Source organism: Deinococcus malanensis (genome assembly GCF_014647655.1).
GTDB lineage: Bacteria > Deinococcota > Deinococci > Deinococcales > Deinococcaceae > Deinococcus > Deinococcus malanensis.
In genome coordinates, this window is the sequence record NZ_BMPP01000011.1 from 119,189 (window position 1) to 139,119 (window position 19,931).

Annotated in this window: 23 protein-coding genes, 1 tRNA gene and 1 other RNA gene; 11 read left to right on the forward strand and 14 right to left on the reverse strand. The window is 65.2% G+C overall.

Features of this window, described 5'->3' with window-relative positions; genetic code table 11:
• Positions 1-10 precede the first annotated feature (10 nt).
• On the forward strand, positions 11-685 hold the full coding sequence (locus IEY49_RS13610; RefSeq protein WP_189009748.1) for a V-type ATP synthase subunit D: 675 nt from the start codon (positions 11-13) through the stop codon (positions 683-685).
• A gap of 49 nt (positions 686-734) precedes the next feature.
• Here the strand turns inward: IEY49_RS13610 and IEY49_RS13615 are convergent, their stop codons facing one another.
• From IEY49_RS13615 to IEY49_RS13630, 4 genes are all read right to left on the reverse strand, one after another.
• Positions 735-1,364: an HD domain-containing protein gene (locus IEY49_RS13615; protein ID WP_229780801.1), complete on the reverse strand. Its 630-nt coding sequence runs from the start codon at positions 1,362-1,364 to the stop codon at positions 735-737.
• Positions 1,333-2,244 (reverse strand): ROK family protein, encoded by a 912-nt coding sequence (locus IEY49_RS13620; protein WP_189009749.1) that lies wholly within the window; start codon positions 2,242-2,244, stop codon positions 1,333-1,335. The genes IEY49_RS13615 and IEY49_RS13620 overlap by 32 nt, the downstream gene beginning before the upstream one ends.
• A gap of 69 nt (positions 2,245-2,313) precedes the next feature.
• Entirely contained in the window at positions 2,314-2,625 is a 312-nt protein-coding gene (locus IEY49_RS13625; RefSeq protein ID WP_189009751.1) for a hypothetical protein, read from the reverse strand.
• The gene (locus tag IEY49_RS13630; protein WP_189009753.1) at positions 2,622-3,080 is read right to left on the reverse strand and encodes an acyl-CoA thioesterase; all 459 of its coding nucleotides are present in this window, start codon (positions 3,078-3,080) and stop codon (positions 2,622-2,624) included. The genes IEY49_RS13625 and IEY49_RS13630 overlap by 4 nt, the downstream gene beginning before the upstream one ends.
• Positions 3,081-3,178: 98 nt before the next feature.
• On the opposite strand from IEY49_RS13630, the gene IEY49_RS13635 reads away from it, so the two are divergent.
• Positions 3,179-3,556 carry an FtsB/FtsL family cell division protein gene (locus tag IEY49_RS13635; protein ID WP_229780802.1) on the forward strand — a complete coding sequence of 126 codons (378 nt, stop codon included), beginning with the start codon at positions 3,179-3,181 and terminating at the stop codon, positions 3,554-3,556.
• A 54-nt stretch (positions 3,557-3,610) separates the two neighbouring features.
• Here IEY49_RS13635 and IEY49_RS13640 read toward each other — a convergent pair whose 3' ends face one another.
• From IEY49_RS13640 to IEY49_RS13650, 3 genes are all read right to left on the reverse strand, one after another.
• Positions 3,611-4,915, reverse strand: coding sequence for a thymidine phosphorylase (locus IEY49_RS13640; RefSeq protein WP_189009757.1), 1,305 nt, complete (start codon positions 4,913-4,915; stop codon positions 3,611-3,613).
• Between the two features lie 206 nt (positions 4,916-5,121).
• Positions 5,122-5,547, reverse strand: a complete 426-nt coding sequence (locus tag IEY49_RS13645; protein ID WP_189009759.1) for a (4Fe-4S)-binding protein — start codon at positions 5,545-5,547, stop codon at positions 5,122-5,124.
• Positions 5,544-6,500 carry a helix-turn-helix transcriptional regulator gene (locus IEY49_RS13650; protein ID WP_189009761.1) on the reverse strand — a complete coding sequence of 319 codons (957 nt, stop codon included), beginning with the start codon at positions 6,498-6,500 and terminating at the stop codon, positions 5,544-5,546. Before IEY49_RS13650 ends, IEY49_RS13645 begins: the two co-directional genes overlap by 4 nt.
• An 86-nt stretch (positions 6,501-6,586) precedes the next feature.
• Between IEY49_RS13650 and IEY49_RS13655 the strand changes: the two genes are divergently transcribed.
• The 3 genes from IEY49_RS13655 to IEY49_RS13665 all read left to right on the forward strand — a co-directional run bounded on the left by IEY49_RS13655 (position 6,587) and on the right by IEY49_RS13665 (position 8,338).
• Positions 6,587-7,072: a DinB family protein gene (locus tag IEY49_RS13655; RefSeq protein ID WP_189009763.1), complete on the forward strand. Its 486-nt coding sequence runs from the start codon at positions 6,587-6,589 to the stop codon at positions 7,070-7,072.
• Between the two features lie 328 nt (positions 7,073-7,400).
• Entirely contained in the window at positions 7,401-7,901 is a 501-nt protein-coding gene (locus tag IEY49_RS13660; RefSeq protein ID WP_189009765.1) for a DinB family protein, read from the forward strand.
• Between the two features lie 35 nt (positions 7,902-7,936).
• Positions 7,937-8,338 (forward strand): ACT domain-containing protein, encoded by a 402-nt coding sequence (locus IEY49_RS13665; protein WP_229780803.1) that lies wholly within the window; start codon positions 7,937-7,939, stop codon positions 8,336-8,338.
• Between the two features lie 235 nt (positions 8,339-8,573).
• On the opposite strand, the gene ftsH is transcribed toward IEY49_RS13665, so the two are convergent.
• On the reverse strand, positions 8,574-10,442 hold the full coding sequence (gene ftsH / locus IEY49_RS13670) for an ATP-dependent zinc metalloprotease FtsH (protein WP_189009769.1): 1,869 nt from the start codon (positions 10,440-10,442) through the stop codon (positions 8,574-8,576).
• A 159-nt stretch (positions 10,443-10,601) separates the two neighbouring features.
• On the opposite strand from ftsH, the gene IEY49_RS13675 reads away from it, so the two are divergent.
• Both IEY49_RS13675 and trxA read left to right on the forward strand, forming a co-directional pair.
• A complete protein-coding gene (locus tag IEY49_RS13675; protein WP_189009770.1) occupies positions 10,602-12,008 on the forward strand; it encodes a tetratricopeptide repeat protein in 1,407 nt (468 codons plus the stop codon).
• Between the two features lie 238 nt (positions 12,009-12,246).
• Complete coding sequence (gene trxA, locus IEY49_RS13680; protein ID WP_189009772.1) at positions 12,247-12,663, forward strand: thioredoxin; 417 nt, start codon at positions 12,247-12,249, stop codon at positions 12,661-12,663.
• A 90-nt stretch (positions 12,664-12,753) separates the two neighbouring features.
• On the opposite strand, the gene IEY49_RS13685 is transcribed toward trxA, so the two are convergent.
• From IEY49_RS13685 to IEY49_RS13700, 4 genes are all read right to left on the reverse strand, one after another.
• Complete coding sequence (locus IEY49_RS13685) at positions 12,754-15,219, reverse strand: glutamine--tRNA ligase/YqeY domain fusion protein (RefSeq protein WP_189009774.1); 2,466 nt, start codon at positions 15,217-15,219, stop codon at positions 12,754-12,756.
• 104 nt (positions 15,220-15,323) lie between these two features.
• On the reverse strand, positions 15,324-15,800 hold the full coding sequence (locus tag IEY49_RS13690; RefSeq protein WP_189009776.1) for a multidrug DMT transporter: 477 nt from the start codon (positions 15,798-15,800) through the stop codon (positions 15,324-15,326).
• Positions 15,801-15,853: 53 nt separating this feature from the next.
• Positions 15,854-17,032 carry a S1C family serine protease gene (locus IEY49_RS13695; protein ID WP_189009778.1) on the reverse strand — a complete coding sequence of 393 codons (1,179 nt, stop codon included), beginning with the start codon at positions 17,030-17,032 and terminating at the stop codon, positions 15,854-15,856.
• Between the two features lie 69 nt (positions 17,033-17,101).
• The gene (locus IEY49_RS13700) at positions 17,102-17,521 is read right to left on the reverse strand and encodes a hypothetical protein (RefSeq protein WP_189009780.1); all 420 of its coding nucleotides are present in this window, start codon (positions 17,519-17,521) and stop codon (positions 17,102-17,104) included.
• Positions 17,522-17,692: 171 nt separating this feature from the next.
• On the opposite strand from IEY49_RS13700, the gene IEY49_RS13705 reads away from it, so the two are divergent.
• Both IEY49_RS13705 and IEY49_RS13710 read left to right on the forward strand, forming a co-directional pair.
• Positions 17,693-18,415 carry an XRE family transcriptional regulator gene (locus IEY49_RS13705; RefSeq protein ID WP_189009782.1) on the forward strand — a complete coding sequence of 241 codons (723 nt, stop codon included), beginning with the start codon at positions 17,693-17,695 and terminating at the stop codon, positions 18,413-18,415.
• 32 nt (positions 18,416-18,447) lie between these two features.
• On the forward strand, positions 18,448-18,897 hold the full coding sequence (locus tag IEY49_RS13710; RefSeq protein ID WP_189009784.1) for a gamma-glutamylcyclotransferase family protein: 450 nt from the start codon (positions 18,448-18,450) through the stop codon (positions 18,895-18,897).
• 50 nt (positions 18,898-18,947) lie between these two features.
• Here the strand turns inward: IEY49_RS13710 and rpsO are convergent, their stop codons facing one another.
• Positions 18,948-19,223: a 30S ribosomal protein S15 gene (gene rpsO, locus IEY49_RS13715; protein WP_189009787.1), complete on the reverse strand. Its 276-nt coding sequence runs from the start codon at positions 19,221-19,223 to the stop codon at positions 18,948-18,950.
• Between the two features lie 183 nt (positions 19,224-19,406).
• Here rpsO and IEY49_RS13720 point away from each other — a divergent pair.
• Both IEY49_RS13720 and ffs read left to right on the forward strand, forming a co-directional pair.
• Positions 19,407-19,489 (forward strand) — tRNA-Leu (locus IEY49_RS13720).
• 91 nt (positions 19,490-19,580) lie between these two features.
• Positions 19,581-19,679: signal recognition particle sRNA small type (gene ffs, locus IEY49_RS13725), an RNA gene on the forward strand.
• A 23-nt stretch (positions 19,680-19,702) separates the two neighbouring features.
• Here ffs and IEY49_RS13730 read toward each other — a convergent pair.
• Positions 19,703-19,894 carry a hypothetical protein gene (locus IEY49_RS13730; protein ID WP_189009788.1) on the reverse strand — a complete coding sequence of 64 codons (192 nt, stop codon included), beginning with the start codon at positions 19,892-19,894 and terminating at the stop codon, positions 19,703-19,705.
• Positions 19,895-19,931 lie beyond the last annotated feature (37 nt).

The window sequence follows — 19,931 nt, forward strand, 5'->3', positions numbered from 1 at the left end:
GTGAATATCAATGGCAGGACAGATCAGCCCTACCCGCAGCGCCCTGCTCGCCAGTAAGGCCAGCCTCAAGACGGCGTCCGGCGGCGCAGACCTGCTCAAGCGCAAGCGTGACGCCCTGATCGGCGAATTCTTTGCCCTGGTCAAGGACGCGCTGGCGGCGCGCGAGCAGCTCGGCGGTGTCAGCAAGGGTGCCTACACCAGCCTGTTCGGGGCCAAGGCCTGGGACAGCCCCGAAGCTGTGGAGAGCCTCAGTCTGGCAGGAAGCGGCGACTACGCCGTGAATATGCAGATTGAAAGCATCTACGGCGTCAAGGTCCCCCGCATCAATATTCCTGAGCGCAACCAGACGACGAACTTCAGCCCCATCAACGTCGGGGCGCGCACCATTCAGGCGGCCACCGATTTTGGCGGCGTCATGGAAGCCATCGTGAAGGTCGCCGCAACCGAAACCAAGCTGCGCCGGATCGGCGAGGAGATCAAGAAGACCTCCCGCCGCGTCAATGCTCTGGAGCAGGTTGTGATTCCCGGCATCGAGGACGACATCCGCTTCATCCGTGGCGTGCTCGACCAGCGCGAACGCGAGGCCAGCTATACCCAGAAGAAGATCAAGGCCAAGATCGAGGCCAAGGCCGAGCAGCAGCGCAAGGATATTCAGTCGGGCAACCACGGCAGCGCCGCGGACTGAAGCTCCTTTCTTGTCGAAGTGCCTCCCGCTGTGGGAGGCACTTTCACATTTATCGGCTGTTTTCCAGCGCTGCTATCGCGGCACGCAGGTTGCGCCGGGCCGGCGCATCAAGGTCCGCATATTCCGGGGTAAGGTACAGTGTCTCGCGTTCCAGAAAGCCGCGCAGCACCGCCAGACGCCCGTGCCGGTAACGGCACTCCGGCACATGAGCGTACTCCCTGCGGATGGCCGCATCGTAGACCCCAAACGCTTCCGGGCTGGCGCCCAGGATGCTCAGGTCAGCGTCCACCAGCAGGGCCTCTTCGTGGGTGAAGGCAGGCGCCACATGCCGGGTGACCAGGATCAGGTCCCGCACCTGCTCACGCAGATCATCCGGTGCTCCCCGTGACGCCAGCCAGGCGTCGAACAGCTCGGCGCTGCGCTGCTCGTTGTCGGTCGCGCCGGGTTCATAGACCAGGTCATGGCCCCAGACTGCCAGGGCCAGTGCCGGGCTCAGCACTCCGCGCCGCCCCAGACCCAGCAGCAGCTCGCGCACGTGCACGGCCGTGTGGTAGGCCCGGTGGGGCTCCTGATAGAACGGCAGGGCATACGCCCGCACCCCAGCGAGCAGGGACCAGGGAACTTCCTGAGCCATCAAGGGGGCGACCTCACCCGTGCTGGGCCGCCAGTGCAGCGCCAATCACTCCCGCGTCGGTGCCCAGCTGCGCACGCCGGATGGTGACGGGGGCGAAGCCGGCCGCGTAGTCGTTGGCGGCGGCCTGAACCCCCTGGAAAAAAAAGTCCCCCACGCTGGCCACGCCGCCGCCGATCACGAACACTTCCGGGTCCAGCACCTTCTGCAGGTCGGCCAGCGCCACGCCGATGTGCTTGAGGGCCTGCATGACCACACGCCGGGCGCCTGGGTGACCCTGCTGCGCCAGCGAGAAGGCCTCTGCGGTGCTGACCTCGCGGTTCAGGGCGTAGCTGGCGTCGCGGGCAATGGCCGTACCACTGGCCATGGCCTCCAGGGCGCCGTCCAGGCCCGCGCCACTGACCGGCCCGCCGGGCATGACCGTGACATGCCCCAGCTCACCGGCGATGCCGTGCCGGCCGCGCCAGATGCGCCCGTTAATGACGATCCCGGCGCCGATGCCAGTGCTGACGGTGACGTACACGCTGCTCTCGGCGCCGCGGGCTGCACCCAGGTGGGCCTCGGCCAGGGCGGCGGCCTTGGCGTCGTTTTCCAGAATGATGCGCTGGCCCAGGCGGTCGCGCAGGCCGTCGACCATGGGGACGTCGGTGAAGCCGTAGATGTTGGGCGCAAATTTGACCCGGGTTCGGTCGGCGTTCAGGGGGCCGGGAATGCCCACGCCGATCAGGCGGGCCTCCGGATGCGCGCGCTGAATCTGCTGCACCTGGGCAGCAATGGCGTCAAGGACCGCCTCCCAGCCGGTCTCGGGGGTTGGCTGCACGTGGCGCTCGAGCAACTGATCGCCTCGCAGCACACCGCAGGCGATCTTGGTGCCGCCCACGTCCACGCCGATACTGGCGGTCTGGGCACTGGGGATGGGATTGGTCATGTGGACTCCTGAAACAGCCCGGAACCGGTTCCACGCTTCCGGAAAGAACGCTTGAAATTGGCTGTTACTTTACCGTCTGGGCTCTTCTTCCTCATCCAGGCCGTCTACGCCGCCACCATCGTCTTCGCCCAGCAGGATCAGGGCTTCACGCAGCTGCACTTCAGGGACGTACAGTCCGACATCGCCCATGTACCCACCGGTCTCGATCTCAATGACCGGCGACCCCATGGCCCACTGAAACGGCGTGCGCACCACGCTGACCACGCCGCCTTCTGATAGGGTCCGGCGCCAGCCCTCGGCCAGCAGGCGCGGCAGGGTGTCGAGCCGCACCCAGATATCGCCCTGGTACATCACGCGGTCCTCGTAGCGCACCCCGCTCACGGGCGGACCATCAACGTCGAGAGGGCTTCACGCACCCACTCCGGCAGCGGCTGAGGCTGATGATCGGTGTTGACGCGTACCAGCACCGCACGGGAAAAGGCGCACGGCACGCCGTCGGCCAGAATCCGGGCCACGACGGTCCAGCTGGTGCGGCCCAGACGCTCGATCAGGGACTCGACCATCAGGTCCTGTCCGGCGCGGATCTCCTGCACGTAGTCCAGTTCCATGCGGGCCAGGACGGTGCGTTCACCGGCATCCCACAAACCGACGTCGCGCATCAGCATGATGCGGGCATTTTCCAGGTATTCGCCGTAGCGGCCGTTATTGACGTGATGGTTGGTGTCGATGTCGCTGTAGCGCATCTGGATGCTGGCGCGGTGGGCGTCGGCCCAGTTCAGCTCCGGAATCCGGCCGGGTGCTGCCTGGGCCGGGGCAGAAGGGGAGACGTCGGTCATGTCGTCCAGTGTAGCGGCGCCGTGAGGCTGGTCCCGAACTCCGCTTTTTCGGCCCCAGGAGCAAATGACCCTCAGGACACAGCGCTATGCTGCTGCACATGGATCATGGTGCTCCCCCGCCACCGCCCGCACCGCGCCGGGACCTATGGCGGCGTCTGAGCCGGCTGCCCCTGAGCATGATGCTGGCCAGCCTGCTCACTGGCCTGGGCATCGTGCAGCTGACGTTCCAGCTGGGACATACCGCCTACCGCAGCGTCACGTGGAGCCAGCAGACCCGCGAGACCCGCGAACGTATCCAGGGTCTGGAGCGTGACGTGAAAATCCTGCGGGATGCCGAGCGCAACGCCACCAATCCGGACTACCTGCGCGAGCAGGCGCGCTGTCAGGGGTTTGTGGGGGCAGACGAACAGGTCGTTGTGGCGACCAATGCCCCAGACACCCCGCGCGAGAACTGCCGCATTATCCGCCTGCCCTGAGATCGGGTGGCTCGGGCTGCGGCGGCCAGAGCCGTAAACGCGGCCCAGCGACAGTCAGTTCACGCGGTCCAGAATCAGCGGCTCGGGCTGCGGGGCAGCCTCGCTGATGTTCAGGCCCTCGTGCAGCAGACGCTGGGCTATCTCCAGGCCGCGGCCATCGCGGTGGTAGAGCCGCAGTATGGCTTCGCCGGCCTGCACGGCCTCGCCGGGCTTGCGGAGCAGTTCGACGCCCACTCCGTGATCAATCGCTTCGCCTTTGCGCTCCCGGCCGCCGCCCAGGGCCAGCACCGCCCGCCCCACGCTCAGGGCGTCCACCCGCTCAACAAAGCCGCTGCCCGGAGCCACGATGTCCGCGCGTCCCGGCGCCACGTCGAACCTGGAAGGCTCGTCCACATAGCTGGCGTCTCCTCCCTGAGCCTCCACAAAGGCCCGGAACCGCTGCAATGCCGAGCCGTCGCTCAGGGTGGCGCGGGCACGTGCCTCCGCCTGGGTGGGGGTCTCTCCCTGGGCCACCAGGGCTTCGACCGCCAGGGACACACACAGCTCGGTCAGATCCTGCGGTCCCTGACCCCGCAGCGTGTCCAGAGCTTCGAGCACTTCCAGGCTGTTGCCTGCCATGTGCCCCAGCGGCGTGTCCATATCGGTCAGCACGGCGCGCACCTGCCGCCCGGCCCGCGTCCCGATGTCCACCATGGCGCGTGCCAGCCCGCGGCCGTCTTCCAGGGTACGCATAAAGGCTCCTGCGCCGACCTTGACGTCCAGCACCACCGTATGGGCCCCGGACGCCAGCTTCTTGCTCATGATTGAGCTGGCGATCAGCGGCAGGCAGTCGACCGTGGCCGTCACATCGCGCAGGGCGTAGAGCTTGCCGTCCGCCGGGGCCAGATCCTTGCTCTGCCCGACCAGCGCAAGACCGATCTCACGCGCCTGTGACAGAAACCGAGCCTCCTCCAGTTCCGGGGTCCAGCCGGGAATGCTCTCCAGCTTGTCGATGGTGCCGCCCGTGTGGGCCAGCCCCCGGCCGCTCATCTTGGCCACCGTCAGCCCCAGTGCTGAGAGCATCGGGGCCAGGATCAGGCTGGTCTTGTCGCCCACGCCTCCGGTGGAGTGCTTGTCGACAGTCCGGGGCAGGTCGCCCAGGTTCATCAGGTCGCCGCTCTGGGCCATCACCATCGTCAGGTCCGCCGTTTCCTGTTCGGCCATGCCCCGCAGGTACACCGCCATCAGCCAGGCGCTGATCTGGTAGTCCGGAACCTCTCCACGGGTGTACCCCAGCACCAGCGCTTCAAGCTCCTCGCGGGTGTGGGTCTGGCCGTCGCGTTTCCTGCGGATCAGATCGGAGATGTTGTATGAAGCCATGCGGCATTGTACCGAGGACATGGTGAGTGCCCGGGAAGCTCGGCTGACAGCAGTATTCCGCTTTATTGACGGGAGAGGCGCACTCCCGTCAACTTCAGGCCCCGTCTGCCGCGGTCACTTGCTCCCCTCGCCCAACAGCCGTTGATAGTTGAAGCCCTTGACTGCTGTGGACCCCACCATGAGGACTGCTCTGTGTGCCCTGGCGGTCAGTGGCTGGTCCATCCCACCTGGGCATGCGTACCGTCACAGTAAGGCTTGTTGCTGCTTGCTCCACAGCGGCACAGTGCGGCGCGCACCTCACGCTGGCCTGCAATGTTCAGGTTGCCGCGCAGCACCAACGGTCCGTCCGGCACCAGGGTAACGGTAGTGATGTCCTCCGGCTGTTCTGGGCCATCATCGGTCAGGACATAGTGCAGCGCCCCGGTCGGACAGGCGCGCACGACCGCCGCGACCTCTTCGGCAGAGGCCTGATCCGCCTGTATCCACGGCCGCTCGCCGGGGCGGAACACTGTGGGCAGGGCCCGCACGCAGTTGGCGACATGCACGCAGCGCCGGGCGTCGTAGTACACCGTCACGCCATGTCCGCTGTAGGCCTTGCCCTGGGCGAGGTCACTGTTTGTGGGGTGGCTCATGGCCCAGTGTAAGCGGTCTGCTGCGCACAACGCCGGGCCAGCGTACCGAACGCCTCACGGAGCTCAGGCGGTCCGTCCACCCGGAAGGTGACTGCCAGCCCCAGCAGAAACGCCGCGAACGACTCCAGCTCCTCACGTTGGGTACGCAGGCGGGTGCCGCCCTCCTCCGGGAGGATCTCGGTGTGCCAGGCAGACACCCGGCCACGCAGTTCTTCAGGTGGGCAGGCCAGCCACACGCTGACCTCGTGCATCTGAATTCCGGGAAGTGAGGCGCGCAGCACCGCAGCAGCGTCGAAATCAGCAGGAGCCACAAACTGCGTGTCAAGCACGCAGAGGCTGTCCATCCTGTCAAGACGGAATGAACGCAAAGCGCCGCGCAGCAGACACCAGCCCACCGCATACCAGCGGCCGCCCAGGTGCAGGACCCGGTAGATATTGGCCTGCCGGGTGGTACCTGCTCCCTGCGCCGCGACATACCGGAATTCGACGGTGCGTGATTCGCGCACTGCCCGTAACAGGGCAGCCAGCAGGGCCGCGTCGGTGCTGACAACCCAGGGCGAGGCGTCCAGCTGCACGGCTGTCTCCAGGGCCTGAATCCCGTCGCGCAGGGGCGCCGGAAGGGTACGGGAAAGCTTGGCGCCCGCAGCCTCCGCCGCAGGGGCCAGGGTGTGCAGGCCCAGGTGCCGGAGCGCCCGCAGTCCAAGGGCCAGACTCAGGGCCTCTTCGCCAGTAAACATCAGAGGTGGCAGCCGAAAGCCGGGCTTCAGGCGGTAGGTGCCGCCCACGCCGCGACGGCCCTCGACCGGAATGCCCAGGTCCTGCAGCCGCGCCACATAGCGCTGCACGGTACGCGGGCTGACTTCCAGTCGGCGGGCCAGTTCGGCTCCGGTCACGCTTTCGCGGGCCTGCAGCAATTCCAGCACGGTCAGTACGCGCATGGACGGGTCATACATGCACCCAGTGTAAAAGAGAAATACGACACGTTCTGACGGCAATGCTGGTTACGCTGTGGGCAGATTCGACCTGAGGAGGTTCATCTATGACGATCCACACCATGCCCGCCGCTGTCCTGACCCTCGACGCCCTGTTGACTCACTGGCAGGGCAACCGGGGGCTCACCCGCCGCGTGATCGAGGCCTTTCCCGAAGGCGACCTGTTCAGCTTCACGGCGGCGCCTCCCATGCGCTCCTTTGGTGAACTCGCCTGGGAACTCCAGGGTCTGACCGAGTACTGCCTGAAGGGCCTGTCCACCGATGACTGGAGCTGGCAGCCTCCCCAGGAACCTGACCCCAAAGACCGCCTCGCGTTGCTGAGCGCCTGGGATGCCCAGACGCCCCGGCTGGCCCAGGCGTTGCCGGACGCCGACCCCATGTGGTTCACACGCAAGCAGGATATGCCCTGGGGTCATCTGTCGCCGCTGGATACCGTGCTGTACGCTATAGACAACGAAAACCATCATCGCGGGCAGGGGTACGTGTACCTGCGTGCCCTGGGTATCGAGCCCCCGGCCTTCCACGAGCGTTGAGGCTGCCCGCTGCATGCCATCTGGACCAGTGCAACTGTTGCTGGAGCCGGGTGGCTGCGGCCGTGTGTCTGCTCACGCGACCCCAGGTCAAGGCCAACCAGGGCTCCCGGAGAGGCGGCTGGCAGCTGTGTTCAGGAAGCAAGTGTGGGTGGTATGGCGTACATCTGGCATACGGATGCACCCCGACCCAGCCCTGGCGCTTTTGCCGGCGTCTTGTCACCGCGCCTGCTGATGTGCGCCACGGGCCGCCAGAGTCAGGTCACTATGAACAAGCCAGCCCAGACCACCGCACGCCCCCCTCTCACCTCAGCGCTGACAGGAGATTCTTATGTCCGATACCGACCTGATTCTCAGTACCTTCCGCCGCAACGCCCGCGTCAACGCAGTCCTCCTGGCAACGGTCACGGCAGCAGACCTGGACCTTGGTGACGGCCGGGGCGGCTGGAGTGTGGGACAGCATCTGGGGCATCTGGCAGGCTTCCGTGCCGGCTGGCTTTCGCACATCTCGCCGGCCCATGCCTCAGGGCTGCCAGAGGTCGTGGCGGGGACCGAAGAGAGGTTCTGGCTGACCACACGTGACGTCGCACAGCTGGCCGACGCTCTGGACAGGGGAGACGAGGCGGCGCTGAACGCGGTCCAGGCTGCCCTGACCGAGAAACGGGGCTTTGACGGCGTCTACACGTCCCACCCGGCGCAGTTCCTGATCCATACGCTGGTGCACGACAGCCACCACCGGGGGCAGATCATGTCTCTGTTGCGTCAGGGTGGCCGTGCGCCCATTGAGATGGACATACTGGACCGTCAGACCTGGGCCATCTGGCGCGAGTAGCTTCTGACAGGCCCTCTCACATGGCAGCATGGAAGGTGTCTCCTTCACTATCCCTGTCTCTGCTGCCGGCGGGTTTCGCTGTGGCGCAGCTCCCTATTGGAGGACCTTTTCCTGCGCCGGGCGGAAGCTTATTCAGCCTGACCCTGGCCGCCGACGAGTGTTCCCTGGTCTGCGAAGAACATCTTGTACCGGAAGGAGCGCGGGCACAGCGCGGCTGGGTGGCCCTCAAGCTGCACGGGCCTTTCGAGTTCAGTCTGACTGGCATCCTGGCCTCGGTCCTGAACCCGCTACGCGACGCTGGCGTAGGCATTTTTGCGCTCAGTACGTTTAATACCGACTATGTACTGGTGGCCCGGAATCAGCTTCCGGCGACGCTGACGACATTGCGCAATGCCGGGCATACTGTGCTGGGAACGGAAAACGCTGCTGGTGCGTGATTGTCTCCGGCGGCTCCGTGTTGATGTGTGACCAGAAGCAGCAGGTAGCTGTCGCTGAAGAGAAGATGCTGGAATGGACCAGCCTCCTGAAGTTGGCCGGGACAAGTCCAGATCCGGCGAATGGAAAAGGCGCTGCTCTGAGACTCCACCAGGGAACGCCTGACCGGGGTGCAGTTCAGCACCAGCACACAAAAACCCCCGCCGGAGCGGGGGGCAGTAGCGTCAGACCTGCTGGTCAGGCCGTGGTCTGCGGCATGGGCTGGCTATGGCCTCCCACTCGGGCGACGGCTTCGCGGACCACGTCGCCGGTGATCAGTTCCTGCGAGAGCAGTGCGTCGGCCACATCGTGCATGGCCTGCTTGTACTCGGTGACGATCTCACGGGCACGCTCGAAAGCACGGTTCAGGATGCGCTTGACATCCTCGTCCACCAGCTGAGAGGTGTGCTCGCTGAACATCTTGGGCTTGGCCATGTCCTCGCCCAGGAAGACCGGGCCACTGTCGGTGGTCAGGGCCATGTTCTTGAAGTTATCGCCCATGCCCCACTCCAGCACCATCTTGCGGGCGATGTTGGTCGCCTTGCGGAAGTCGTCGGCGGCACCGGAAGTCACGCTGCCCATAAAGACTTCCTCGGCGGCGCGTCCGCCCAGCGCCACGATCAGCTGGTTTTCCAGGCGCTCCTTGCTCATCAGCACCTGCTCTTCGGGCAGATAGAAGGCTGCGCCCAGGGCACGCCCACGTGGAATGATGCTGACTTTCTGCAGTTTGTCGCTGCCGGGAATGACAGCCGCCGTCACCGCATGTCCGGCCTCGTGGTACGCGATGGCCTTCTTCTCCTGCTCGCTGATGGTCAGCGAGCCGTTTTCCAGGCCCAGGGTGATCTTGTCCAGCGCGCGGTAGAAGTCGCTCATGTCGATCTGCGTCTTGCCAATGCGGGCGGCTTCCAGGGCGGCCTCGTTGGTCACGTTCTTGAGGTCGGCGCCGCTGAAGTACGGGGTGCTCTTGGCGATCTCCTCCACGTCTACCCCCTGGGTCAGGGGCTTGTTGCGCAGGTGGACTTTCAGAATCGCCTCGCGCTCCTTGAGGTTGGGCAGGTCGATGGTGACCTGACGGTCGAAGCGGCCTGGACGCAGCAGAGCCGGGTCCAGCACATCGGGGCGGTTGGTTGCGCCCAGCACAATCACGCTGCTGGATTTGTCGAAGCCGTCCATTTCCGACAGGATCTGGTTGAGGGTCTGCTCGCGCTCGTCGTGTCCGCCGCCGATCCCGGCACCGCGCTTGCGCCCGATGGAGTCGATCTCGTCGATGAACATGATGGCCGGGGCACTCTTGCGGGCGTCCTCGAACAGGGTGCGCACGCGGCTGGCACCCACACCGACGAACATTTCCATGAATTCCGAAGCGCTGACCGAGAAGAACGGCACGTCAGCCTCGCCGGCAATCGCACGGGCCAGCAGCGTCTTACCGGTACCGGGAGGGCCGACCAGCAGCACACCCTTGGGGATTTCGGCGCCGATCTGGTGGTACTTGGCTGGGTTTTTCAGGAAGTCCACGACTTCGATGAGTTCCCGCTTGGCTTCTTCATGACCGGCCACATCGGTGAACTTGGTGGGCACCCGGTTTTCCTTGCCATACTTTTTGGCCTTTGACTGGCCAAACTGCATGACGCCGCTCTGTCCGCCCTGAGCGCGCATAAAGAAGAAGTACATCAGACCAAACAGCAGGAAGATCGGCAGCAGGCTGACAAAAATCGACAGCCACTGGCTGGGGGCCTCAAAGCGGTAGTTGACGGCTTTGGCCTCAAGCTGCGGGATCAGCGTGCTGTCGGGCGTCGCCAGATTTCCGGGCAGCCGCACGCTGAAGGTGGAAACGTTGTCGCGCTCCTGCACGCCCTGCGGCGTGTTGACCTGAACCCTGGTCGGGCCGTTGAGCGTGACGCTGGCGTTTTGTTCGCGGACGATGATGCTCTTGATCTGCCCCTGCTCAAGCAGAGACCTGAAGACGTTGTAATTGACGGTGGACCGCCCCATGTTCCCGGTCTGTGAAAACATAAGAAACAGGGCCAGCACAAACAGAACGATCAGCCAGGGATTGAGCCGCCTCAAGGGTAAGCCTCCGGGAAAAAGGGTGAAATAGGGCGAGCGAGACGCCACGCGCCCCGTGGACTTGAGTCTACCAAGCTCAAGATGTATGTGTGTCCCGCAGGTCACGTACGGGGTTCACGAATCCCAAAGTTTCGTGCTGGCGCGCTATGCTCGCCTACGATGATCGACGTCGCCACCACCTGGCAACAGGCTTGCACGGCCCTCGCCGCAGGCGACTACGACGCGGCTTTTGGCATTCTGGAAGCGGCCAGCCGCGAAGTGCGCACGCCGGACCGTGGCCGGCTGGCCTTGTATCTGGCCAGCATTCACGCCCTGTATGGAGATACGGCCACCGTGGAAACCCGCGCGGCGCTGCAGCTGGCCCTGCGCTACAACCCCGCCTTGCAGACTGACCCGCTGTGGCAGGCACTCAATGCGGAACTGGAAGCCCGGACTCTCGACGGTCAGGCCACGCCTCCGACCGCAGCGGTGCGGGAGGCCGGGGAGGCGCTGGCCCGGTTTCACGCGCTGTGTGCACTGGCCCTGGGAGGTGACCCTCAGGCCGCGCTGGATGTTCACGTGACCCCCCAGGACCTGCCGGCCCACCTGCGCTGGCGGCTGCGCAGCTGGCAGGCAGATGCCCACGAGCAGCTGGGACAGAGCGCCGAGGCGGTGCATCTGTATGCCGAGGCTGCTCACCTGGCCAGTGGGCTTGACCGCGCGGTCATGCTGCAGGAGCAGGCGGCATTGCTCCTGCAGCAGGGCATGAGTACCGAAGCCAAGGCGACGCTCGATCAGGCCCGGCCGCTGTACACGCCCGGCGCGCTACCGGAGGATGAAGCCCTGAACCTGGCGACCTGGCACTACCTGCGGGCGCAGGCGCTGCTGAATATGGGACAGCCTGACGCGGCACACGACATGATCCGCGAGGCTGACCGCCTGGAGCGGCAGTACGGTGATCCCAGCTACGGCGTGGCGCTGGTGCGTGGTCAGGTTCTGACCCACCTGGGTCAGCCGGAGCCGGCCCTGGCGGCGTTTGAGCAGGCCCTGGCCCTGGCGACCGAGGGTGACCGGCCCTACGCTAACCATGAGCTGGGGGTGGCCCTGCTGGACTTAGACCGCCCCGTGGAGGCCCGCGAGAAACTGGAAGCGGCCCAGCAGGAGCCCGAGTACCCCTACGTCCCCGAGGTCCTGGCGGATCTGGCGGAGTGCGACTACCGGTTGGGCCGCATGCACGAGGCTCAGCATCTGGCCGAGCAGGCGCTGGCGCTGGGTGCGGTGGTGCCGGCCAGTCTGGTGCTGGGCAGCGTGGCCATGGACTACTACCACCTGGATGAGGCGCTCGACCACTACGAGCGCGTGGTGCAGGAAGCGGCCCCCGAAAGCCGGGACTGGATCACGGCCCATCAGATGGCGGCCGACGTGATGGCCCAGCAGGGCTTCCCGAATCCGGCTGCGGCCTATGCCCACGCCCAGCAGGCGCTGGCGCATACTCCGGAAAGCGATGACTGGTACGTGACCTTGCGTGACCACCTGCTGAAGGCCGAGGAACTGATGAGCCAGCAGGGCGGACGCATGCTGAACTGAGACGGCTGGGGGCGAAGGGCCCGGTCCTGGACGACTGATGAAAAACAGGAGTGCATGCACCCACCTTGGCCGTGCACACGCTCATGTACTGCCAACAGGCATTGCAGTCAAAGGATAAAGATCTCGGATAGTTCAGGTTCACTGACACAGCAGAAACTGGGAAAGCAGTCCAGGAATCTGTAGGACGTCACAGCAGGTCCACTCCTGTTTTTCCTGATTTCAACTTCGGAGGTGTTCCATGAACCATGTGCTGCAATGTCCCCAGTGCCAGGCAAAAAACCGCGTTCAGGCTGTGCCGGGTGGGGCGGTACCGGTCTGTGCCCGTTGTGGCTCAGCGCTGCCCTGGCTGCACGACGGTACCGACGCAACCTTTGCCCAGGATATCCAGGCCGGGGTACCGGTCCTGGTGGACTTCTGGGCACCGTGGTGCGGGCCCTGCCGGGTGGTGGGCCCGGTGCTCGAGCAGATCGCCCGTGAGCGGCCTGGACAGGTGCGGATCGTCAAGGTCAATGTCGACGAGAACCCGCGGGCACCGTCGCAATTTCAGGTGCAGGGAATTCCTACCATGATTATTTTTCGGAGTGGTCAGCCGGTGGACCGTGTGGTCGGAGCTGCTGGCAAAGCGGCCATTGAGGCGCGGCTGTTTCCGGCATAGGCTGGATATTCGGCGCTTGCGCAGTTGAGGAGCTTGCTGGCTCTGCCAGTGGTGATCCTGCCGGGCAGGACGTTGCTGTAGGAGTCGGGTTTAGTCGCCGCTCAGGGCGCGGGTCAGCTCTGCTGCGACCTGTTTGGGATCGGCTTTGCCGCCGGTGGCGCGCATGACCTGCCCCGTAAAGAAGCCCATCAGCGCAGTTCTGCCGCCGCGGTAGGCCTCTACCTTGTCGGGGTTGGCTGTCAGCACAGCCTGGATGGCGTCCTGCAGCTCCATGGCGCTGAGGCTGGCGTTCAGCCCCTCGCGTTCGATGATCGCGGCTGGCGCCTCACCACTGGCCGCCGAGCGGGCCAGGGTGTCGCGCGCCACCCGCGTGGTGATCTGGCCGCCAGCCAGAAGTCCGGCCAGCGGCCCGAGGTCCGCGGCACTGACCTTGACCTCGCCGGCCCGAAGAAGCCCTGAGAGGTCATTGACGGTCCAGGAAGCGACCTGAGCGAAGGTCGAGTCCGGCACGGCCATGTTCACGAAGGCCAGCAGCTGGGAATCGCGCGCAAGGGTCCGGGCGTCTGCCGCCGCCACTCCCAGACTGCCCAGACGTGTGACCTCTGCCTCCTGTTCGGGGCTGAGAGCATGCACCTTCTGCGGGGCTGCGGGAACGGCATCCTCCTTCCGCGCGGCTGTTCTGCTGGGCTCGGCCGTCCGGGCCGGCGCAGCCTGGGCGCCTTTGCCCCAGGTGTCTTTCAGGGTGATGATCCGTCCAAAGACCAGTGCGTCTTCGCGGCTGTCCACCGGATCCCGCCAGAAGTACCCCTGCCGCTCGAACTGGTAGCGGGTGTCCTGTGGGTCCTGCGCCACGCTGGGCTCCACGAACCCCCGGTATATGCGCAGGCTGCCAGGATTCAGAAAGCGCAGAAAGCCGGCGTCCACCGGAACCGCCTCGTTCTCGTGGCTCATGTGCTCGGGGTCGAAGTCCGGCGGATTGACCCCCGAGCCGGAGTCTTCCGGGTTCTCGCCTTCGGGGTTGGGAACGCGGAACAGCCGGTCGTAGAGGCGGAACTCGGCCTTCAAAGCGTGGGCCGCACTGACCCAGTGAATCACGCCGCCGGCCTTCGCTCCCTCCCCCAGAAGTCTGGCGTGGACGCGCGTGATCTGACCGGCTTCATCGGTGTCGAAGCGGTCGGCCCGGATGATGCCGGCGCCGCGCAGGCGCACGGTTCCTCCTGGTGTCAGGCGTTTGTAGCCCTTGGGCGGGTCGGCGTGAAAGTCCTCGCGCTCGATATACAGCTCGCTGCTCAGCGGAACCTGACGCACCGCTTCTTCCGGCGTTACACGCTGACCATCAGGCAGATCCACCAGGCCGTCGGGCGAGTCGCGGACCACGTCAAAGGGCCAGTAGGGAAGACTCAGGGTCCGCTCGCCTTCTACGCCACTCAGGGTGACGGGCAGCGGATCAAGCACCGCCATCACGCGCGGCGCCCGGTGATTCAGGTCGTCACGCACCGCATTTTCGTAGACACTGATGTCTACCGTGCGGTTGGTCCGGCTCACGCCGATCTGTGCGGCAAAGGCGCGCACGGCTTCCGGCGTGACTCCCAGGCGGCGCTGGGCGCGCAGGGTGGGCATGCGCGGATCGTCCCACCCGTTGACCACCTTCTCCTCGATCAGCCGGCGCAGTTTGCGTTTGCTGGTCATGGTGTATTCCAGCCCCCGGCGCCCGAACTCGTACTGGCGTGGCCGGGGCTCGAAGCCCAGCTTTTCCATCAGCCAGTCGTAGATGGCCCGGTTGTCCACGAACTCCAGGCTGCACATGCTGTGGGTGACGCCCTCCAGCGCGTCCTGCAGCGGATGCTGGAAGTCGTACATGGGATAGATGCACCACTGCTCGCCGGTGCGGTAGTGGTGACCGCGCAGGATGCGGTACAGCACCGGGTCGCGCAGTTTCATGTTGGGACTGCTCAGGTCGATCCTGGCGCGCAGGGCGTGCTCGCCATCAGAAAATTCCCCGGCCCGCATGCGCCGGAACAGGTCCAGGTTTTCCTCAGGCGTGCGGCTGCGGTAGGGGCTGGGGGTGCCGGGTGTGGTGGCGTTGCCGCGCAGTCGGGCCATTTCGTCTGGGCTGACGCTGTCCACGTAGGCGTCCCCCTGAGTGATCAGCTGCTCGGCGTAGGCGTAGTAGCGCTCGAAATTATCCGAGGCGTAATACAGGTGCGTGCCCCAGTCCCACCCCAACCAGCGCAGGTCGTCGGCTATGGCGTCGGCGTATTCCTGGGTGGCCAGCGCCGGGTTGGTGTCGTCCATGCGCAGGTGGTAGCGCCCGCCATACTGCTCGGCGGTCTGAAAATCCAGAAAGGAGGCGAACACGTGGCCCAGGTGGGCGTAGCCGCTCGGTTCCGGCGGGAACCGGGTGACGACCTGCGGGTAGCGCCCCTCTTTCAGGTCACGTTCGATGATCTCGGTAATAAAGTTCGGACTGACGCGGGCCGTGGGCCTGAAGCCTGAGCTGAGCCCGGAATGGCCTGATTCGGCATGGCCATTGGCGGAAGGGTCGTGGGCCGTCATCCCGCCAGCATACCTGCCGCCCTGCACGTCTGGCACGGGTGGCGCGGCTGTAGATCAATAAAGTGGCGCCCCGCAGAGATGGGGGCGCCGGGAAAGGACCGAATTCAGGCGGCTGGCTGCTCGCTGGGTGTGGGTTCGCTGGGTTCACCACGCCGGGGACGGGCAGGCCGTTCTGCGGGCGTGTCGGTGGGGGTGCCCCCGGAAGCGGCACCAATGCGGGTCAGGGTATCGGCAAAGGCGCGCAGGGCGTCGCTGCTTTCCAGGTCAGCCACGGCGCGGGCATTCAGGGCGCCCAGTTCCTCGCGGGTCACCGCGTATTCCGGAGCCTCGTGGCCCTTGAGCCCCTGCAGCACGCTGTAGGCCGTCCGGGCCTCAATGGTGGCCCCCTTGGCGGTGGTCAGCGCGGGTTGCGCACTCATCTCGGTACCGACCAGGGTGATGTTGTCGGGGGAGATCAGAGTCACCCGGTCACCCCGGTCCTCCATATGGGCTGCGAGTTGCAGCAGGCTGCGCAGGTCACGCATCCGGGCAAACAGGTCCAGGTGCGCGAGCATGGCGCCGGCTTTTTTCAAGGTATCCATATTCGCATTATTCTGTTTTAAGCAGAATTGTCAAGAGGAATTCTTAAGATACGTCAGTTGCGGACGCTCAGGCTGCTGCGTCCGGCCAGGGTCATTTGAAGGCTGAGTGTCTGATTGCCCCGCAACACCGTCAGCGTGACGGTATCGCCCGGCTGCTGGGCACGCACCGCGTACTGGAACTGGCTGAAGTTCAGAATCCGCTTGCCATTGACCGCCGTCACTACGTCACCAGCCAGTTTTTTCCCCTGTTCGTCATATCGCAGGGCCTGCAGGCCAGCTTTGGCTGCCGGACTGCCAGGGGTCACGTCGGTGAAAAAGGCGCCGGGCGTATCCCCCAGCTCAAGATCAAAGTACGCGTTAACCTCCGCAAATTGCTCGGCATTTAGCTCGGTAAAGAGCGTGAAGTTTCCATCCAGTCGGATGCCGATAACTGGTGCCTCACGTTTGACTCCGCGCTGCAGATCCGCCAGCAACGAATCGTTGGCCGTCACGGGAACGGCGTAGCTGGTGATCTCCCGGTTGGGACCCTGCACGGTGATGTAACTCACTACGCCGGTGACTTCCCCCTTGGCATTCAGAACCGGGCCTCCACTGTCTCCGGGCTGTAGCGGGGCGGTGAGTTCCAACGTGCCGGGCGGAAAATCAGCACGTCCGGCGTCAGCATCCAGGCCGATCAGGCGGCCGGTTTTGGCCTGCAGAAAAGCCCCTGCGCCGTTGCCCACAGCCAAGGCAGTTTCACCGATTTTCGGCCGGGCGGCGGCAACAGGCAGAAATGGCGTGCCTTTCGGCACATTGACGCGCAGCAGGGCCACGTCGCGCTGATCGTCAAACCCCAGAATCTCTACCTTGTACCGCTTGCGGTCAACCGTCACGGCAGAGAGGTTTTTGGCACCAAACACGACGTGGTACGCCGTCAGCGCCAGCCCGTCCTCTGAAATCAGGAAGGCCGTTCCCACGCCGTCGGGGTCAGAGCAGTCGTTGGGTGGGCACTCCTCGATACGCAGGGTCGCTGGACGTACCTTGGGAAACAGCGTCTGCAGGGTGCGCAGCTCGTTGCTGTTCAGCGGCGCTGGAGGAGTTGCGGCCGGCTTTACGGTTGCAGGCCGGGCTGCAGGCTCCGCAGTCTGTGCCTGGCTGGCGGGGGCGGGGCCAAGGGTCAGGAGCAGACTGAGGATCAGGGCAGGCCGGGTCAGCCGATTGGCCACCGGTGCGCTGGGCGCAGATGGGTGCATGCCCCATTGTCTCGATGGTGCAAAAGATATCTGTAACGAACATTCGGATCGTTCACATTGGGTTCCGGATCAACCTTTGCGGGAAGGCATATCCGTATGACTATGCCTTTCGAGCTCTGTCCAGCTTCCAGGGCCAGCGGCAAGAGGATCTTCCGGATTCCGGGCATCGGTGCCGTGCAGACCCAGCCATTTCTCGATCAGGCTGCCCAGACGTCCCAGGATTCGTGGACCACTCCACCCGGTGACGCAGGCCAATGCCAGCAGCAGGGCCGGTGAAGGCGCCGGGGAGAGGGTGGCGCTGAGCAGGGCGCTGACACTCAGTGCCGCGATGCCAGCCGCCGCCGCCTGTGCCAGAGCGGGGCGCAGTGCCGGGGCCCTGGGGCGCGCAAACTGGCGGGTCAGCTGGGTCAGGCTGCCTGCCAGGAAGGCCGCGATCAGCAGCGGAGCCAGGGCCAGCAGGGCGGAGGCAAAGGAAACGGAAGAGGACATGGCAAACCTCCTAGGGCGTGCTGGACGGCACAGAATGACTCTGCTGCTCGGTGGTATTGCAAGATGGACTCTGCTCTGAACGTAATCGGCCTCTACTGTATATGCCTATAGGCATAAATTCAAGCAGGCTGAATTCCAATCAAAAGAATCCGGGCTCTTTACACTGGCCGCATGCCTCCCAAACCACCCACCACGGTCCCTCCTGAGCCGTCCAGCAGTGTGGCTGACTGGTTGCGTGAGCGCAGGGCAGCGCTGGGCCTGCAGCAGGCAGATATCGGTGCCCGCACGGCCAGCGTAGGCGGGGAGAGCAGCCGGGTGACCCAGCCGTACCTCAGCCGTCTGGAGCGCGGAACCCGTCCTCTGTCGTCCCTGACTCCTGCCCGGCAGGACGCCTTGCGCCGCGCCCTGGATGTGACCGCCAGTGAATGGATTGCCCGGACCGGGCTGCCGCTGCTGACGCCGGTCCCGGGCGAGGACATTCTGGGGACGCTGGAACTCGTGCGGGTTCCGGTCCGGGCGCTGGCGACGGCGGGACTGCCCCTCACCGAGGACTTCGAGAGCATCATCGACCACGAACTGGTGCCCATGCGCGACCACCGCCCCGGCATGCTGGTGCTGGAAGTGCAGGGTGACTCCATGACCACTGACGGCGGCGCAGGCGGGATCCGGCCGGGTGACCGGATCTATGTGGACGCCACAGACCTTGATCTGCGCGAGGGCCGCGTCTACGTGCTGCACGTGCCCGGCCTGGGCCTTACGGTCAAACGGCTGCGCCGCTACGGCCGGGATCTGTGGCTGACCAGCGACAACCCGGACCACCCCCCGGTGCGGCCGGAGGAAGCCACCACAGTCGGCCGGGTGTATTTTCATCAGCCCCGCGGGCAGCGGCTTTAGGGGCGGGTGCGCCCGGCTATAACTGAGGAGACATGGGCCAGCCACTGACCACTGTGTTTGTCTACGGAACCCTGATGCCTGGGGAGCGCAATGCACATGTGGCCGCGCAGGGCGGCCCTTTTGTCGCCCGTCCCGCCACGCTGCCCGGCTACCGCCTGCTGCACCTTCATCCCGAGGCCTATCCCGCGCTCCGGCCCGGCGAGATACATGAGCAGGTGAAAGGTTACGCGCTGACCTACGAGGCCGGGGCCTGGGCCACGGCACTGCCACTCCTAGACGCCCTGGAGGGCTTCGACGAGCATCCGCCGCTGTATACCCGCGAGGAGGTGCGTCTCAGGCTGGACAGCGGCGAGATCCAGCCGGCCTGGGTCTACATCTATGCCCGCGCCGAGCGGCTCCAGGCCCCGGGCGTAACCCACCTGCCGGAAGGCCGCTGGAAGGTGTTGAGTGAGCGCACGCGCCCTCATCCGGATCACCGGTAACCAAAAAACCGCCGCCCGGTAGGGGGCGGCGGTTGACAAGCGGCGGCGGTTCAGCGAACGATGCGCTGGCCGCGGCGGATCTTGAGTTGGTCGGTCAGGGCGATGTACTCGTCGTAACTCGTGCGCTCAAGGTACTTGAGCAGACGGCGGCGCTGACCGTTCAGAAGCTGCAGGCCGCGCTGGCCGTGCTTGTCCTTTTTGTTGGCAGTCAGGTGGGTGGAGAGGTTGTTGATGCGCTCGGTCAGCAACGCAATCTGCACAGCGGTGCTGCCGGTGTCGTTGGCGCTCTTGGCGTGGGCCTGGATGGTCTGTTGTTTGTCGATCATGGAAAAACCTCTGGTGTTATGAAGTCCCGCGCGCAGCAGCCGGGCAAACGAAGGCCCACCGCTCGCGGCGGCAAACGTGAGCATACCACGCCCGGAGTCGGAATCAAGGGCCCTCAGGCGGCCTTCTGCCTTGACAAGGGGAAGAGTGGCCCCTAGTATTGCTTTCGCCTCTCAGACAAGTGTGCTCGGGTGGCGGAATTGGTAGACGCGCACGTTTGAGGGGCGTGTGGGTAACCGTGTGGGTTCAAGTCCCATCCCGAGCACCAAACAGATGCCGGACGTCCAGGTGGCGCCGGCATTTTTCATTGGGTTCCTGTAGTTGGTTCCGGCGGTACATGTGCTATCTTCACCCACGCATTGCTGGCGCAGCGCAGCGTGAACGCCTGAACCTGGTCAGGGCCGGAAGGCAGCAGCCATAAGGGATGATTCGCGGGTGCCGTTGCTCACCGGCAATGCTTTTTTGTTGCCTGTAGAAAGCCTCAGCGGGTCAGGCGCTGCAGTTCAGACTGTGCGGCCAGGCGCCGGCCCTCGCGCACCTCGCGTTCGGTGCACAGCAGGCTGTCAGGACCAGCCCGTTCGCCCAGATGATTCCAGACGCCGGAAAGGGGCATGGGGTTGCCCGGCTGCGCGAACGGCCACCGGGGAATGCTGGACAGGAATTCAGGAGTCATGCCGTCACTGTGGAGGCCGCCTGTCAGCGGGGTATCC

What these genes read in the sequence shown, in the direction of transcription:
- IEY49_RS13655 (WP_189009763.1), top strand. Translation starts at nt 6,587, where the DNA reads ATGACGATCCACACCATGCCCGCCGCTGTCCTGACCCTCGACGCCCTG.
- IEY49_RS13675 (WP_189009770.1), top strand. Translation starts at nt 10,602, where the DNA reads ATGATCGACGTCGCCACCACCTGGCAACAGGCTTGCACGGCCCTCGCC.
- IEY49_RS13705 (WP_189009782.1), top strand. Translation starts at nt 17,693, where the DNA reads ATGCCTCCCAAACCACCCACCACGGTCCCTCCTGAGCCGTCCAGCAGT.
- IEY49_RS13730 (WP_189009788.1), bottom strand. Translation starts at nt 19,894, where the DNA reads ATGACTCCTGAATTCCTGTCCAGCATTCCCCGGTGGCCGTTCGCGCAG.
- IEY49_RS13710 (WP_189009784.1), top strand. Translation starts at nt 18,448, where the DNA reads ATGGGCCAGCCACTGACCACTGTGTTTGTCTACGGAACCCTGATGCCT.
- IEY49_RS13640 (WP_189009757.1), bottom strand. Translation starts at nt 4,915, where the DNA reads ATGGCTTCATACAACATCTCCGATCTGATCCGCAGGAAACGCGACGGC.
- trxA (WP_189009772.1), top strand. Translation starts at nt 12,247, where the DNA reads ATGAACCATGTGCTGCAATGTCCCCAGTGCCAGGCAAAAAACCGCGTT.
- IEY49_RS13645 (WP_189009759.1), bottom strand. Translation starts at nt 5,547, where the DNA reads ATGAGCCACCCCACAAACAGTGACCTCGCCCAGGGCAAGGCCTACAGC.
- IEY49_RS13650 (WP_189009761.1), bottom strand. Translation starts at nt 6,500, where the DNA reads ATGTATGACCCGTCCATGCGCGTACTGACCGTGCTGGAATTGCTGCAG.
- IEY49_RS13620 (WP_189009749.1), bottom strand. Translation starts at nt 2,244, where the DNA reads ATGACCAATCCCATCCCCAGTGCCCAGACCGCCAGTATCGGCGTGGAC.
- IEY49_RS13685 (WP_189009774.1), bottom strand. Translation starts at nt 15,219, where the DNA reads ATGACGGCCCACGACCCTTCCGCCAATGGCCATGCCGAATCAGGCCAT.
- IEY49_RS13700 (WP_189009780.1), bottom strand. Translation starts at nt 17,521, where the DNA reads ATGTCCTCTTCCGTTTCCTTTGCCTCCGCCCTGCTGGCCCTGGCTCCG.
- IEY49_RS13630 (WP_189009753.1), bottom strand. Translation starts at nt 3,080, where the DNA reads ATGACCGACGTCTCCCCTTCTGCCCCGGCCCAGGCAGCACCCGGCCGG.
- IEY49_RS13610 (WP_189009748.1), top strand. Translation starts at nt 11, where the DNA reads ATGGCAGGACAGATCAGCCCTACCCGCAGCGCCCTGCTCGCCAGTAAG.
- IEY49_RS13660 (WP_189009765.1), top strand. Translation starts at nt 7,401, where the DNA reads ATGTCCGATACCGACCTGATTCTCAGTACCTTCCGCCGCAACGCCCGC.
- rpsO (WP_189009787.1), bottom strand. Translation starts at nt 19,223, where the DNA reads ATGATCGACAAACAACAGACCATCCAGGCCCACGCCAAGAGCGCCAAC.
- IEY49_RS13690 (WP_189009776.1), bottom strand. Translation starts at nt 15,800, where the DNA reads ATGGATACCTTGAAAAAAGCCGGCGCCATGCTCGCGCACCTGGACCTG.
- IEY49_RS13635 (WP_229780802.1), top strand. Translation starts at nt 3,179, where the DNA reads ATGGATCATGGTGCTCCCCCGCCACCGCCCGCACCGCGCCGGGACCTA.
- IEY49_RS13695 (WP_189009778.1), bottom strand. Translation starts at nt 17,032, where the DNA reads ATGCACCCATCTGCGCCCAGCGCACCGGTGGCCAATCGGCTGACCCGG.